The sequence below is a fragment of the Streptomyces sp. NPDC086989 genome (assembly GCF_044745505.1).
In the GTDB taxonomy this organism is placed as follows: Bacteria; Actinomycetota; Actinomycetes; order Streptomycetales; family Streptomycetaceae; genus Streptomyces.
The window spans coordinates 16,941-30,462 of the sequence record NZ_JBIVAL010000034.1; the positions used below are offsets into that span (position 1 = coordinate 16,941).

Sequence of the window (13,522 nt, forward strand, 5' to 3'; positions counted from 1 at the left end):
CCGGCCGATCGTGGTCGCCGTCGACTTGAAGTCGATTGCCCGAGTTCCGTTGGCGCGCGACCATCTTCGGATGGGTCAAGTCGAGAGTCTGATGCTGGTGCGGGTCGTGCAGACGTGTCCCGCCTACTACCCGGCCCAGGGATGCCTGGACAGCGGAGGGCCAGTACCTGTCCCTCCGTTACCGGCACGGTGCCGGCCGCGTCGAGCATCATCCCGGCCCTGACCTCGCCACATCCGACTCCTGGAATGAGGGTCTCTCGGAGCTCCTGACCGAATGGGACGACGGAACCGGCAGCGGAGTCATCAGCCTTGAAGCCTTCCTTGACGCCTCTGGCCTGGCGCTTGCTCCCGGTGCATCCGTGAGCTGACGCCGTCAAGCCCGGTCATGTCCGGGCCCGCGTCGAGCACGTCTTCGCCCGCATGAAGACCTGGAAGATCCTCCGCGACTGCCGCCTCAAAGGCGACGGCGTCCACCACGCCATGCTCGGCATCGCCCGGATGCACAACCTCGCCCTCGCCGGGTAAGAGACCGGCTCGCACCTCGGGCGACCGCAGCCGAGACCGCGCAGAGATCGTTTACGGGACAGCCCTTAGTTGAGGCGTCAACTCCGGTAGCCGTACCGAGCCCGGCCTCGGTACTGCCCGTAGCGCTTCTGTGCACGCTACCCACTTTGCTTGCCGCGGCCTTACCGGTGGGATCGGCAGACGAGTACGCCACCCAGGCAAGTGATGCGAAATGCACCCTTTGCCGCAATGACCTCATTGACCCGCTCTCGCGCGCGCTCGATCGTCTCCCGGAACGGCACGCCCATCTTGTCCGCCCACGCCTCGTACGAGGCCAAGTGCGCGACGACCGGTTCGGCGTCGGTCACCTCGATCACCCCGGGGAGGGGGATCGTGCGGATCTCACCGAAGACCGTACCGAGGATCGTCGGCGCGTCCTCCAGGGTGAAGCGGGCAGAGAGCTGGACTCGGGCCGGCCCCTCCTGGACGCCGAGCACATCGCCCGCGGCCTGACGCCAGAGGTGCTCCAGTTCCCGCTTGTCGGTCTGACTGTTCGTGGAGACGATCGCGATGCCGCCGGGGGCCAGCACACGGCCCAGCTCCCGTACGGCCTGGGCCTGGTCCTCGACGTGGTACAGCATGTGCAGCGCTAGAACCGCGCCGAGGGCTCCATCCGTGATGGGCAACTGTTGGACGTCCGCGACGACTGCTCCGGGGATGGCGCCGAGGATGCCGTGAGAGACGTCCATGGGCAGCACGCTCAGGTCGGGACGGTCCTCCCGCACCCGGGCGACGAACTTCCCGTTTCCGCACCCCACGTCCGCGACCGCGCCGCGTACGTCGGCCAGTTCGTTCACAACGATGCCCGGCAGGTCGTGGCTGGGGGTCTGCCACTGGTAGAGGGATTGACGGGCAGCCAGGTGCTGACCCGTGCCGTACGCCTTGGTGGAAAGGAGGCTGCGGTCGGTGACCAAATGATCAGGCGTGGGTTGGACGGTCATCGGGGCTCCGTGGGGTTGCTGGCGAGAGCGGGCCGGACGGTCACCTCGTGAATGTGCGCGCGGAGATCGACTGCCGACTGTGCGCCACGGTATGGCTCGCTTCCGAGGAGCGCGGCCAGATTGCGGAGCCTGATGGTGATGCTCGCCGTGAACACCTCGGCGGTGAACACCTCCGAGACGTTCGCACCGGCTCTCTCAACCTGGCCGCTCGCAAGGTAGGCCGTGGCCAGGTCCAGGTGGGCAGCTTGTAGGTCGCCGGGGGAGCGGTCGCCCTCTGGACCGGAGTGGTACAGCTCCACGGCGCGATTGGAAGCGCCTATGGCGTGCCGGGTCTGCTCGTCGCCCCCGACGGCCAACAGGGTGGTACCGGCGTAGGCCCACTGTTTGGCCTCAGGAAACGAGAAGACCCCGGGCAACTCGTCGGGTCCCGCAGTGCTCCGTGCCTCATGTGCCAACGCGAGTACCCGCAGCGCGCTGCGATCGTCCCCTTCGGCCGCACGGGCTCGGGCCTCCAAGCTCAGCAGCCGGGCCTTGATCGTGCCTGCGCCGGGACCTCGGCCCGCGCTATGCCCGGCCTGCGCGAGGTCTCCCGCCCGCCGGTAGTCCCCCGCCCAATAGGCGGCCAGGGACTGGAACGACCGTGCCCATGCGCGTAACGGTGAGTGCTCCGAGATCTCCGCGCACTGCACCACGGTGCGGGCGTGAGTAGCCGCGCCGGAGCGGTCCCCCAGGTCCAACGACACATGCGCCGCGAGACCGGATAACCACCCCGCGACCACGTAGAGGTGACGGGTCTGGCTGGGGTGCTGGCGGCCCTCCAGCAACCGAAGCACCGCACCCCGAGCCGTGCGAATCTCCGGGATCAGGAGAGGCAAAGGCCGGCTGACGAAGTCGCGGGCAAGTCGTTCAACGTCAGCGTCGAACTGCTCCAGTACGAGCGCGTTGACGTTGGTCTCCGCCGCGTGGCGAGCCAGCCGGGCTGATAGCTCCGTGTCGGCGACCAGGGATGGGGCACCATCAGACGGAGCCTCTTCGGCCGGCCTTTCATCCGGTGTGGCGGACCCCTTTGGGTACAGGCCCAGCTCCTCTTCGCTGGCTACCTGGAACACCGTGCACAAGGCGGCCCTGTAATCACCGGAAGGCCACGTGATGGCTCCTCGCTCAAGGCGGGAGACCCAGTTCGCATCAAGCTCCGGATCGCGCCCGGTGGCTGCCTGGACCTGAGCGCACACGCGCTCCGCGACCTGGGTCTGAGTCCATCGCTGGGAGTTTCTGTGTCTGCGAAGAGCTTCGTTCGCCATGATCCCGCCGTCCGCTGGTCGAGCCGGGCGCCGAAATCGTAGCGGGAATCTGCCTTCTGAGTGCCTACAACGTGCCTAGTGGAATGCCCTGTTGGGGGCTTGGCCAGCGGAGTTGACTGGTCTCAGCCGCCCGGAGAGGCGGCCTCCCCCTCGCAGCGGGTCGCAGGGCCGTCCGCAACGTCACACCTGCGGCCCGCTGCGTCCCCCGGAGTGCAGTGCCTGACCTAGACCGAGGAGAGGTGCAGTGTCCATCAAGAGCCGTTTTCGTCAGCGTCAGGCCGTGCCCGGCTGGGTCAGCGAGGGCACCCGCATCCGCGACCCGCTGAACGGCCGCACCGGCATCGTCCAGTTCATCGGCGAATTCGAGGACCCCAAGTCCCGCGTCGTCATGCAGAACGCCGTCTTCGTTCGGCCGGAGGGCGGTGGGGTGGAGTGGGTGGTCGAGGACCCTTCGAGCCTGGAACGCGGCTGACCGCACGCGCCCCCTGGGGTTGGCGTCAGCAGCTCGCCGTCCTCCTGTACGTCGTCGCCCGTCAGCGTCCTGGTGGTCGCCCTGGCCTTGGCCGGAAGCCCCGGGAACTGACTCACAGTTTTCCCTCCGGGACCCCGGCGGGATCCATCGAGATCAGGAAGGAGTACGGAATGAACGAGAACGCTCCCACCGAGCAGAACAGTGGCCTGCTGATCGGTGTTCGCCGCATCGCAGCGGCCCGCTCGCGTGCCGAGGAAGCCTCGGACAACACCGGCGGCAAGTCGGACATGAACGACACCTGATCGACCGAGGAGACCCACGGTGATTGATTCCGCATCGTGGGCCGAGCGTCTGGGTGGGGACACGTTCCTCGCCCAGACGTGCTTCCGGGCCCACAAAGTGATCCGCTCCAACGGCACCACGTCCCCCTCGCCACTGACCTGGGGCGACCTCAACGAGATCGTGGCCGCTCACCGGCTCGAACCGCCCCGGATGCGGCTCTCGCGTGCCGGGGAGGCTGTCCCGGTCACCGCGTACTCCATCCTCCGGACCAACCGTCGCGGGGTGTCCTGGTACCAGCCCCAGCCTGCCGACTTCCACACCCGGCTCGCCGAGGGCGCATCCCTCGTCATCGACGCGATCGACCAGATCCACCCGCCCGTCCGCGAAGCCGCGGCCGGCCTCGAACGGTTCTTCTGTACCCCCGTGCAGGTCAACGCCTACGCCTCGTGGACCGCCGAGGAAGGCTTCGGCACCCACTGGGACGACCACGACGTAGTGGTGCTCCAGCTCGAAGGCTCCAAGCGGTGGAAGATCTACGGCCCCACCCGGCAGGCCCCTGCCTGGCGCGACGTGGAGGCCCCCGAGGTCCCGACGCACGATCCGATTGCGGACGTCGTGATGACGCCCGGCGACCTCCTCTATCTGCCGCGCGGCTGGTGGCACGCCGTGAGCGCCGACCAGGGCACCGCATCCCTCCACCTCACATTCGGACTCGCCACACAGACCGGCGCCGAGTTCCTGGGCTGGCTGTGCGACGACCTGCGGGCCAACGTGACCGTCCGGGCGGACGTACCGCGTTTCGGCACCCCGGAGGAGCGTGTGCACTACCTGGCTGCCGTACGGAAGGAGGTATTGGCCGCCCTGGACGACCCTGCGGTTCTGGACCGCTGGGAAAGGTCTCTGGACGCGACGCACCCCGGGCGGCCGCGCCTGTCACTGCCACACCTCACCGCCGTGCCTGCCGAACCGGGCATCACGGTGCAGGCCACGGTGCCCCGTGCCCGGATCGACCAGGACGACCAGGTCGTGACCTTCGCCGGAGCGGGGAACGAGTGGACCTTCGCCCACCGCGTCGCCCCGGTACTCCACCTCCTCGCCGGTGGTCCGCCGGCCACCCTCGCGGACCTGGCCGCCGAGTCCGATCTCACCCTCGTCCAGGTGGCGGAAGTCGTCTCCGCGCTGGTTGCCGGTCAAGCCGTCGCCGTGGTCGGGGGCTCCTCGTGACCGCCTCCCTGGGTCTGGGAACGTACCGGGTGCGCGCCGTCGAGCAGGCAGCCCTCACCGCGTGCGCCGACGGGCTCGTGTGGATCGACACCGCCCCCAACTACGGCAGCGCCCACCAAGCACTCGGCCCCGTCATCGCAGACCACCCACGCGCCATGGTGGCGACGAAAACAGGCTTCTTCGACCCCGATGAAGGCGCGGCTGCTCTTCGGTCCGGGCTCCTCACTGACGCCCAGGTACGGGCCGGACACAGCCTCGACCCCGGCTTCGTCCGCTGGCAGACGGAAAGGTCCCTGGCCGCTCTCGGCCGGATCAACCTCGTGTTCGTCCACAACCCGGAGCACGCCGGCCTCAGTCCCACGGAGCTGCATCCGACACTGCGTGACGTGTTCACGGTGCTGGAGGAGTTCGCTGCTGCGGGCAGAATCGGCGGGTACGGCGTGGCCACCTGGTCGGGGTTCCAGCACGACGCCTTCTCGGTGTCCGAACTCCTGGGCCTGGCCATCGAAGCCGCTGGTTCGGGTGAACATCATCTGCGGGCCGTCCAACAGCCGGTCAGCCTCGTCATGGCAAGGCCGATCGCCCTCGCCCTCGATGGCCGGGGTCCCCTCGTCCTGGCCCGCGCGGCTGGGCTGATCACCTTCGGGTCCTCGCCTCTGTACGGCGGTGAGCTGCCCGGCCTCGTCACGCCCGAACTCGCCGAGTTCATCCGGCCGGGGGCCTCGCCGGGTACCGCCTGTCTCCTCGCTGCGGCCTCCTGCCCGAGCCTGGACGTGGTACTGCTGTCTGCCGGCACCGCCCACCGTTGGGCCGCTGCCAAGGCCACCGTTGCCGCCCCGCTCGATCCGGGCCACCTCAGGAAGGTCACCGATGTACTCGCCCAAGGATGAGACCACCAGGGCACGCATGGAGGACGCCCTGGCCTACGCCGCTGCCCACCTCTCCACCACGACGACGGGGGCGCCGGCCTGGGGATGGCTCGGCCGCACCATCGGCAGTCGCACCGCAGGCGGTCACTGGCTCCGCGTCCACTGCGGCGAAGCAGCCAAGGCCCCCGCCACCCGGAACGAGGGGATCGCCCTCGCCGAGGAACGGGTGTCCGACAAGGTGTCCCGCCCTCACCTCCACGACCTGTACCGCTGGGACGGCGGCGAGTATGTCTTCGAAGCGGAGCTGATCGATTACATCGCCCAGCCCGTCATCTCGCCGGAGACGCCCGACCTCACCGAGGATCCGGGCCTTCCGGACTCCTGGTGGACGACCCTGCGAGAGAGTCTGGATGCCCTCAGCACCGCCGAACCGCCCCGCGAGACCATCCGCCAATCCTGGGCCGATCGGGTGTTCCCCGAGTTCCTGGGGATCCCCGCCCCGGCCATCACCGAACGCGTCACCGGGCACGCCGACCTCCAGTGGGCCAACCTCACCCACGCCCCCCTCGTCATCCTGGACTGGGAGCGCTGGGGCGCCGTCCCCGTCGGCTACGACCCCGCGATGCTCTACGTGAACAGCCTCCGCGTACCCGCCGTCGCCGACCGCATCCGCGCCGAGTTCGCCCAGGTCCTCGACACCCCCGCCGGCCAGATCGGCGAACAAATCGCCCTCGCCGAGATGCTCCAGGCCGTCGGCCGCGGCTGGTACGTCGAGCTGGCCCCGCTCCTGCGGCAGCGCTCAGAGGACCTGACGGGGGTCCGCCCTCCGGCTCCGTCCCCCGCTCATCCGACCGCCCCGGCCACGTCGGGGTGAAGAGCAATCCGCAGTGACCCGCGCGGGCCTGGCGTACGTCCCGTTGCTGTCGGCCGTGCTCTCCGTGGGGCGGCTGGCGGGGTTTTTCCCGGGTCTGACTGCCCCGCTTCTCGGGCTTTGGCGGCGCGAGTCGGCAGGGGCCGTCGTGGGCGGTGGCGGAGACATGGAGCCAGCGGCGGCCTGGGGCCGCCTTGATCTCGTCGACCCACTGGCTTCCCTCCTTGCGGACGAGCGCGATCGGCTGCTTCACAGCGAGGCGAAACTGATCAGATATCTCGAGAGCCGTGGCGGCGGTCGGCAGTGATCGATATCCACCGGGTGGCCGGTGATCGGTGACGGGCTACTTCTTCGTCTGCTGCTGCTGGTCAGGACGCTGCGGACGTGTCAGGAAGGCGGCTGAGGGTCACCCTCCGCCCAGGCCGCCTGCTCTTGGCGGTAATCCGCTGTCCTGGTGGAGTGGTGCTTCCGTAGGATCACGTCATGACTGCTGATGCCCCGCTCACCCGAGAGTCGTTCCGGCGCCTCCATCCGATCAGCGTGCCTCAGCCGGTGTCTCAGTTACCGGGCCGTGTCTGGACCGACGAGGACTGGGAGCGGATCCGGCGCGGATATCACGCCCGGGACATGGATGAGAAGTGGAACGTTTTCGCTGAAGGCGATGTCCTTTTTCTACATCGGAGTTGGACCGGCCGCGGCATCTATGAGGCGTCCTTTGCCCCCGCGACTGGGGGTGGGAGGAGGATCATCTCTGCTGTCGTGGAGACCGACAGGGAGCGCTATCGGAGCAGGGGCGACGAGTACGACTGTCTGATGATGGAGCTGATCATCAGCGCGATCGTCCTTGGTGAGCCCGCCGTCGAACTCCGAGCTGGCCTTGTGGAATTGACTGCCAGGGCTTCGGAAAAGAGTGATCTTCCCTCGGGTGTGGTGGAGCACAGTGCTCTGGGGTTGCGCTCTGGATCGTAAGTTCTACAGCCCGGAGAGTGCTGTCACAGCCCCGTGCCGTATGACTGGATCGCGCGTTGCAATCGCAGGATCTCACCATGTGCAGCGGCCAGCCGCTGTTCGAACTCCTGGACTCGCTCGCGGTGGGTGGTGCCCTCGCGACGAAGGGCTTCGGTACGGGTATGGATGACCGTTCCATCGTTTGCTGAGGGAGGCCGGTCCTCGGTCGTTCCTCGTGGGCCGCTCCGCGTAGTTCATCACTGGGCAAACCGTCCACGTCGACGGCGGCTGGCTGCTGCACTGAGATACCAACAGGCAAAAAGGCGGAACGCAATGAAGGAACGAGTCCGCGCTGTCCTCGTCACCGCTGACGACACGATGCTGGTCATCCGCCGCACCAAGCCCGACATCCCCGAGTACTGGGTCCTCCCCGGCGGCGGCGTCGAGCCCAGCGACGAATCCCGGGAAGCCGCCCTCCACAGGGAGATCGATGAGGAGATCGCGGGGAAGGCGGACATCATCCGGCTCCTCCACACGCTGGAAACCGACGACGAGCGCCAGCTCTTCTACCTCGCGCGCATCGCGACCTGGTCCTTCGAGGACCGGACTGGTCCCGAGTTCAGCGCTGAGGGCCGCGGAGAGTACAAGCTGGAGGAAATCCCGCTGACGGCGGAGGGGCTCGACGCCATCGACCTGAAGCCTGAGGAAATTGTCCGCGTTCTCAGGAACGGCATCGACGCTGGCGCAATCGGGGCGGGGACATTTCATAGCCCTTCGACAATGTGAGTATGGCGGCGGGGCCAACGCTAGAAGCGTTGGCCCTTGCGGCTTCCACTATGCGGCTGGTGACAGCAAGATCTTCTCAGCGTCGTCCAGACGTGACTTCGCTTGGCGGACGGGCAACCTCCCCGCCACAGCCTTTCGGTCGGCGGCGGTCCACCCCCACAACGGCTGGGAGCACCTGGTGGTCTCGGTGTCCGACGGCGGCGATCGGCGGTCCACCCCGCGTCGGCGGGGAGCGCCCCGGACAGGGGTACCGGAGCGATGTGAAGGACGGTCCACCCCTGCGTCGGCGGGGAGCGCTCTGCGTGACCTGCAAACCTCTCAAGGACGAACTTCCCGTTACCGCAACCCACGTCCCAGACCGCACCGCGTATGCCCGCCACCCGCTTCCCTTCAGCGCCACCGTCTCGGCCATCACCGACCTCGGCCGACGGCTCACCTGACACCACCCGTGGCGCAGTCGGGCCTGCCCCGGCCACGTCACTAGGCTGGCCGGCGGACCACCCGCGGCCGTACGACGATCGGGAGACCATGACCACGCCCTCCACCGCCCGAATCGAAGACCTCCTGCAGACCGGCGTGCGTGAGGAGGTCTACCCCGGCGCGGTGTGGGCGGTCGGTGACGCCGACGGCGTCCGCGCGAGCGGAGCCGTCGGCCTCCTCGACCCCGACCGGCCCGACGAACCGATGCGGCTGGACACCGTCTTCGACGTGGCCAGCCTCACCAAGATCCTCGCCGTCTGGTCCACGATCGGCACGCTCACCGAAGAGGGCAAGCTCGACCTACACGCCCCTCTGGGCACCCTCTGGGACGAGGTCGCCGGCCATCCCCTGGCCCGGGCCACGGCCCACCACCTCCTGACCCACTCCGCAGGCCTGCCCCTGCGCGCCAACCTGAAGAACCTCTACGGCACCGACCCCCAGGACATCCGCGACGGCGTCCTCCACGAGGCTCTCCACCGCCCGCCGGGCGAGGCCGTCGAGTACACCGACCGTGCCGCACTCGTCCTCGGCTACCTCGCCGAACACCTCTCGGGCCAGCCCCTGGACCGGCTCGCCACGGACCGCGTTTGGCACCCCCTGGGCATGACCCGCACCCGCTTCGGCCCCCTCCCCGCCGCCGAGGCGGCCCGCTGCGCCCCCACCGAGTACGACGAGACCACCGGCACCCACCTCAAGGGCACCGCCCACGACTTCTCCGCCCGCCTCCTCGGCGGCGTCTGCGGCATCGCCGGCACCTTCTCCGTCCTCGACGACCTCGCCCTCTTCCTCCGCCACATGCTCGCCCCCACCCAGGCCGCCTTCGGCCCGAGCTGGATCAAGGACTCCCTCCGCCTCCAGACCGGCACCCTCACCCCCGCCCGCGGCCTCTTCTGGCATCCCGCCCCGGCGCCGACCCGGCCGAAGACATCTGGGTCCACTACGGCTTCACCGGCACGGGCATGTGGATCAGCCCCACCCAGGGACGCTGGGCAGTCCTCCTCACCAACAAGCTCCGCCTCAACCGCAATCGGGAGCCCCTGACGGAAATCCGCAACGCCTTTCGCGCGACCGAGTTCACGTCACCGGCTCGAGGAGCGTGTTTGAAAGATCGTGTAAGACCGTGATGTGGAAGCCCGGCCCGCCGCAGCGGAGAGCTGGGGGATGACGCGGCGCAGGTACTCCTCGCGTACGGCTTCGCGGTCCGCGGGCGGCTCGACGTCGGCGAGCGGGTCCAGGGCAGCGGTCATCTCCTTCCACCATGTTTCGGGCAGGCCGGGGTCCTCGTCGAGGACGGCCCGCGGGGAGACAATCGGGTAGGGAGCGAGGGTGTACAGGTCGGCCCGAAGATCTGCCGTTTCCCGGAGGAACGTAGCTGAAGTCAGCAAGTGTGGCGGCATGGGCAGGCCAGCCCCGACTCGGCAGGATCAGGTCGGCCAGGGATGGCATGGGCATCGGACGTGCCGCTCTGCCGGCGAAATCGAGACTTGCTCCCCGCACCCGCGTTTGACGGAGATCCCGATTAGTGCATAAGCCAGCTTCCCCAGCATTGCGTGAAGACCGCGCGCTGATGAATCGGCGCTGGATCAGGTCACCTCGCCGTCGATGCCGTGGAGGTAGCACGCGGCTCCGTCACCAGGGCCGCGGCTGCGGCCGACGCTTCGTAGGGGTCGGTGTTGACGCGTACGTCCAGGCGCCCCGCAGAGCATGCCGCCTTCCCTGGCGAGGACGCTGGTCCGCCAGCCCTCCGGCATCGCCGACAGCAGGATAGCCTCGGAATCCGGCCGAACCTGCTACTGCCATGCCATGCCATGCCATGACCGACCCCGCCGCAGGCTGCCCGAACCGGAGAGCTGTAGGTCTACAGGCCGGCACGGCTGAGGAGGTCTTCTGCTTCTTCTCGCGTAAGTCTGGGGGAAGCTGGTGCGGCTGGAGGGCATGTGTGGGCGTTCCGGCCGAAGGACAGGAACCAGTCGGCCACGGGATCGTCAGTTGCCAGGGTGGCCACGATGCTCTCACTCAGAGTTGAGGGAGTGTCCGCGCGGGCCGCGATCGCGTTGCGGACAAAGAGGTCTGGGTCCTGGGCCAGCACGTCTCGCAGATCAGCGGACAGGCTCGGATGGGCGGCTACAGCTTTGCGGACACCGGCATCCGGATCGGCGGCCAGTTCCGGGGAAGGGTCGACGTACCGTACGGTGACGGCGCGGGTCTGCGGATCGGCCAGGAGAACGGGTACCAGGTCGGCCGGTGGTGCATACGTCGCAGCGGCAGCGCTGCGGACGTTCGGATCGGAATCCGTCAGCAGAGCCCGGCGTACCGGCTCCGGGGCATCCCGCCAGTGTTGGATGACCGATGAGCGCACGCTCGGATCCAGATCTTCGGCCAGCATGGTGAGTAGCTCGGGCGGCAGATGATCGTTCATGGCGAGGAACATGCGCACGAGGGGATCCCGATCTGCCGCTAAGCGTGACAGGAGCCCAGGTGGTGCGTCTGTTACCGCCGCTGCGACCGCGCCTCGGACTGATGGTTCCGGATGGTCCGCCAGGCGGACTCTGACTTGGTCGGGCACAGAGGAGTTTGCGGCGAGACTTCGCGCGGAGCCGAGGCCGATGATCTCCTCCATCAACTCCGGGCTCAGGTCCCTGCGCCCAAGTGCTGCCGAGCGGCGAGCCTGCGGATGCTGGAGCAGCCGCCGTACGAGGTCGGCGGGGAGATCCTCTTGGACAGCAAGAGCGCTCAGTTCAACGTCCAGATGCATGAACGCAGGCTAAGCAGCGGTTCATGAGATGGTCAGCCTCTTAGCAGTCATGTCATGGACCGATCAGGCGGGGGCCGAAGGATAGGTTGGTCCACACCGGCAGCGCCGGGGCCTGCTGCTATGGAGCCTGACCGCCCTCGTCACCGGCGCCGCCGAGAGCCGCCGGCATCGACACGGAGATTGGACAGGCACGCACCCACCACCGTCGGCGTCGCGGTGGCCATTCCTGGACACCGCCCATACGCGGCCATCTTTTCCGAGTTCGCTCTCGTCCGCCGGATTCCGTCTGCCCGCTCATGCTGCGCCCGGCAACGGTGCAAGGCCGGCAACCTCCATGCGGACGAGGGGTCTGACGGCGGCCACCTGCGTAAATGCGCGGAGGTGGCATCGAGCGCCGCGTAGCCTGCCGGGGCATCGAGCCCTCGCCGCGACTCAGCTGTCACCGAGGGGTCATCGAACGCACGATGGCTTGGCCCGCTGGCAGCAATCACCTCCACCGCCGATACGAACACAAAGCCGAGCACTTCTTGGCTCACACACGCCCCGCTTCTACCGTCATCTCGTACCAGAGGCTCGCCCGTCAATATGGGCTCGCAACAACTGCACCGCCAGGCCGTGGCCGTATTGGTTGGCAATATCCAGGGGGGTGTCACCGTCTGGATCCGCGAGTTCCGGGTCAGCACCGGAGGCCAGCAGCACCGCTGTCGTATGCACCGTCAGCGGTCGGCCACTCTGCAGCGAGCCGTCGCCCTCGACATCGATCGCGTGCGTCAAGAGCGTCGTGTTCCCGAAGACCTCGTTGGGATCGGAACCGTCAGCGAGAAGCCGGGCCAGGGCCTCAGCGTCCTCGTTCTCGACCGCGTAGTGGGCGGGTGTCCAGTAGTCACTCACCAAGACATTCAACCGCCAACGCAGCTTGCCTGCCAGCGGCTATCTGTGCCGTCGGACAGTCGTTGAGACGAACTTCGAAGAGCCCGTCTCGCAGATCGAACTGGGCCTGTCTCAGGTTGCCGCGCATGGGCACCTTGCCCAGCACGTCTCAGGAGGCCAGCGCTCCGTGACTAGAGCCGAGTTGAGGGGGAAGGCGCCCCGCCTGATGGTGCGGCCGCAGCAATCGCAGAGCAGTGTGGTGCTGGCACCTGCGCCCTCAAGGAGGCGGGCCGCCTCAACAGCGACTTCGGGTCAGCCGACTACCGGGACGTCTACGGGTGCGCCTGCGAGCAGAAGCTTGCTATTCCAGAGGCTGAGGCCGGTGACCGTCCGTACCGCGCGGATTGCCTCCATCTCCCGGTCTCCGGCTTCCGTCAGTAGCACCCTGAATCCTGGCTCTTCCATGTGCCCTCCCCGGCCACCCACCAGCTGTCCGGTAAGTGAACCATCACCGCAACTCCTCAGTGCCATGAGCGGATGGAAGATAGGGCCCCCAAGCCACCGTCGGACCCCGACTCAGGATGGCGGTGACGTGGAGGACGCCTGGGGGGCCATGGAGAAGCTTGGGTGCGGCAGCAGTGGGGGAGTCGCTACACGGCACGGCGACTGACCCCCAGACCTCGACCTTGTGATCGCTGCTGTCCATGCGTGGGGCCCTGTCCGGCGGGCGAGGATGCCGACTGGACTGACCGGCCCGCGAACGGGCTGTCAGTCTCTACGTCCTGGGGGACACAGTTGGCCAGGACATCGGTCGGCTGGATGCCGCGAAGCAGTTCACGGCCACGCTGCTGGATGTACGGGTGAAGCGTCCAGCACCCGCGGTGTCCTGATCTTGCGTGATACACCGCACAGCAGGCCTCCCCGATTCCGGAGCGGTATCCGAACGACAACTAGCCGACGCACTGAAGTGTCTGCGCCTCACGCGGACACGAGTCTTGACTTGTAGCCATTCGCCGAAATGCCGCTTTGTGTGAAAGTGCTCGAAAACGCCTCCCTGCGGACTTAGAGGTCCTAACAAAGGCGTCGGACGTGGCGGTGGGTGATGAGGCAGGTGGCGAGGCCGAGGAAGGCCTCGTGGATGTCGTCGCGTCGTTCCCAT

At 67.9% G+C, this 13,522-nt stretch carries 14 protein-coding genes and 2 pseudogenes; 10 read left to right on the forward strand and 6 right to left on the reverse strand.

Translation table 11 applies throughout. The features are described from left to right. Positions 1-387 precede the first annotated feature (387 nt). Positions 388-525: pseudogene (locus tag ACIPK4_RS38755) on the forward strand (transposase); the annotation flags it as partial. 161 nt (positions 526-686) lie between these two features. On the opposite strand, the gene ACIPK4_RS38760 reads toward ACIPK4_RS38755, so the two are convergent. Further along, on the reverse strand, positions 687-1,505 hold the full coding sequence (locus ACIPK4_RS38760) for a class I SAM-dependent methyltransferase (RefSeq protein ID WP_402322306.1): 819 nt from the start codon (positions 1,503-1,505) through the stop codon (positions 687-689). Further along, positions 1,502-2,806, reverse strand: a complete 1,305-nt coding sequence (locus tag ACIPK4_RS38765; protein WP_402322309.1) for a helix-turn-helix domain-containing protein — start codon at positions 2,804-2,806, stop codon at positions 1,502-1,504. Before ACIPK4_RS38765 ends, ACIPK4_RS38760 begins: the two co-directional genes overlap by 4 nt. A 244-nt stretch (positions 2,807-3,050) precedes the next feature. On the opposite strand from ACIPK4_RS38765, the gene ACIPK4_RS38770 reads away from it, so the two are divergent. The 9 genes and pseudogenes from ACIPK4_RS38770 (at position 3,051) to ACIPK4_RS38810 (ending at position 9,862) form a co-directional block, all read left to right on the forward strand. Further along, positions 3,051-3,278 (forward strand): hypothetical protein, encoded by a 228-nt coding sequence (locus ACIPK4_RS38770; protein WP_402322312.1) that lies wholly within the window; start codon positions 3,051-3,053, stop codon positions 3,276-3,278. Between the two features lie 170 nt (positions 3,279-3,448). Then, positions 3,449-3,580: a hypothetical protein gene (locus ACIPK4_RS38775; protein ID WP_008740613.1), complete on the forward strand. Its 132-nt coding sequence runs from the start codon at positions 3,449-3,451 to the stop codon at positions 3,578-3,580. A 19-nt stretch (positions 3,581-3,599) separates the two neighbouring features. After that, positions 3,600-4,784: a cupin domain-containing protein gene (locus tag ACIPK4_RS38780; RefSeq protein WP_402322315.1), complete on the forward strand. Its 1,185-nt coding sequence runs from the start codon at positions 3,600-3,602 to the stop codon at positions 4,782-4,784. After that, positions 4,781-5,674 carry an aldo/keto reductase gene (locus ACIPK4_RS38785; protein WP_402322318.1) on the forward strand — a complete coding sequence of 298 codons (894 nt, stop codon included), beginning with the start codon at positions 4,781-4,783 and terminating at the stop codon, positions 5,672-5,674. Before ACIPK4_RS38780 ends, ACIPK4_RS38785 begins: the two co-directional genes overlap by 4 nt. After that, complete coding sequence (locus tag ACIPK4_RS38790; protein ID WP_402322321.1) at positions 5,655-6,527, forward strand: hypothetical protein; 873 nt, start codon at positions 5,655-5,657, stop codon at positions 6,525-6,527. Before ACIPK4_RS38785 ends, ACIPK4_RS38790 begins: the two co-directional genes overlap by 20 nt. A gap of 480 nt (positions 6,528-7,007) precedes the next feature. Beyond that, positions 7,008-7,493: a hypothetical protein gene (locus tag ACIPK4_RS38795; RefSeq protein WP_402322324.1), complete on the forward strand. Its 486-nt coding sequence runs from the start codon at positions 7,008-7,010 to the stop codon at positions 7,491-7,493. A gap of 312 nt (positions 7,494-7,805) precedes the next feature. Next, entirely contained in the window at positions 7,806-8,258 is a 453-nt protein-coding gene (locus ACIPK4_RS38800) for an NUDIX domain-containing protein (protein WP_402322327.1), read from the forward strand. A 302-nt stretch (positions 8,259-8,560) separates the two neighbouring features. Continuing rightward, entirely contained in the window at positions 8,561-8,698 is a 138-nt protein-coding gene (locus tag ACIPK4_RS38805; protein WP_402322330.1) for a hypothetical protein, read from the forward strand. A gap of 88 nt (positions 8,699-8,786) precedes the next feature. Next, positions 8,787-9,862 (forward strand): annotated as a pseudogene (locus tag ACIPK4_RS38810) (serine hydrolase domain-containing protein). On the opposite strand, the gene ACIPK4_RS38815 reads toward ACIPK4_RS38810, so the two are convergent. The 4 genes from ACIPK4_RS38815 to ACIPK4_RS38830 all read right to left on the reverse strand — a co-directional run bounded on the left by ACIPK4_RS38815 (position 9,818) and on the right by ACIPK4_RS38830 (position 12,894). After that, positions 9,818-10,123 (reverse strand): hypothetical protein, encoded by a 306-nt coding sequence (locus ACIPK4_RS38815; RefSeq protein ID WP_402322332.1) that lies wholly within the window; start codon positions 10,121-10,123, stop codon positions 9,818-9,820. The pseudogene ACIPK4_RS38810 and the gene ACIPK4_RS38815 overlap by 45 nt on opposite strands. Before the next feature lie 473 nt (positions 10,124-10,596). Continuing rightward, positions 10,597-11,169, reverse strand: a complete 573-nt coding sequence (locus ACIPK4_RS38820; protein ID WP_402322335.1) for a hypothetical protein — start codon at positions 11,167-11,169, stop codon at positions 10,597-10,599. A gap of 879 nt (positions 11,170-12,048) precedes the next feature. Next, positions 12,049-12,384 (reverse strand): ankyrin repeat domain-containing protein, encoded by a 336-nt coding sequence (locus tag ACIPK4_RS38825; protein WP_402322337.1) that lies wholly within the window; start codon positions 12,382-12,384, stop codon positions 12,049-12,051. Positions 12,385-12,675: 291 nt separating this feature from the next. Then, positions 12,676-12,894, reverse strand: coding sequence for a ribosomal protein L7/L12 (locus ACIPK4_RS38830; protein WP_402322340.1), 219 nt, complete (start codon positions 12,892-12,894; stop codon positions 12,676-12,678). Positions 12,895-13,522 lie beyond the last annotated feature (628 nt).

What these genes read in the sequence shown, in the direction of transcription:
- ACIPK4_RS38775 (WP_008740613.1), top strand. Translation starts at nt 3,449, where the DNA reads ATGAACGAGAACGCTCCCACCGAGCAGAACAGTGGCCTGCTGATCGGT.
- ACIPK4_RS38800 (WP_402322327.1), top strand. Translation starts at nt 7,806, where the DNA reads ATGAAGGAACGAGTCCGCGCTGTCCTCGTCACCGCTGACGACACGATG.
- ACIPK4_RS38790 (WP_402322321.1), top strand. Translation starts at nt 5,655, where the DNA reads ATGTACTCGCCCAAGGATGAGACCACCAGGGCACGCATGGAGGACGCC.
- ACIPK4_RS38795 (WP_402322324.1), top strand. Translation starts at nt 7,008, where the DNA reads ATGACTGCTGATGCCCCGCTCACCCGAGAGTCGTTCCGGCGCCTCCAT.
- ACIPK4_RS38820 (WP_402322335.1), bottom strand. Translation starts at nt 11,169, where the DNA reads ATGTTCCTCGCCATGAACGATCATCTGCCGCCCGAGCTACTCACCATG.
- ACIPK4_RS38760 (WP_402322306.1), bottom strand. Translation starts at nt 1,505, where the DNA reads ATGACCGTCCAACCCACGCCTGATCATTTGGTCACCGACCGCAGCCTC.
- ACIPK4_RS38765 (WP_402322309.1), bottom strand. Translation starts at nt 2,806, where the DNA reads ATGGCGAACGAAGCTCTTCGCAGACACAGAAACTCCCAGCGATGGACT.
- ACIPK4_RS38830 (WP_402322340.1), bottom strand. Translation starts at nt 12,894, where the DNA reads ATGGCACTGAGGAGTTGCGGTGATGGTTCACTTACCGGACAGCTGGTG.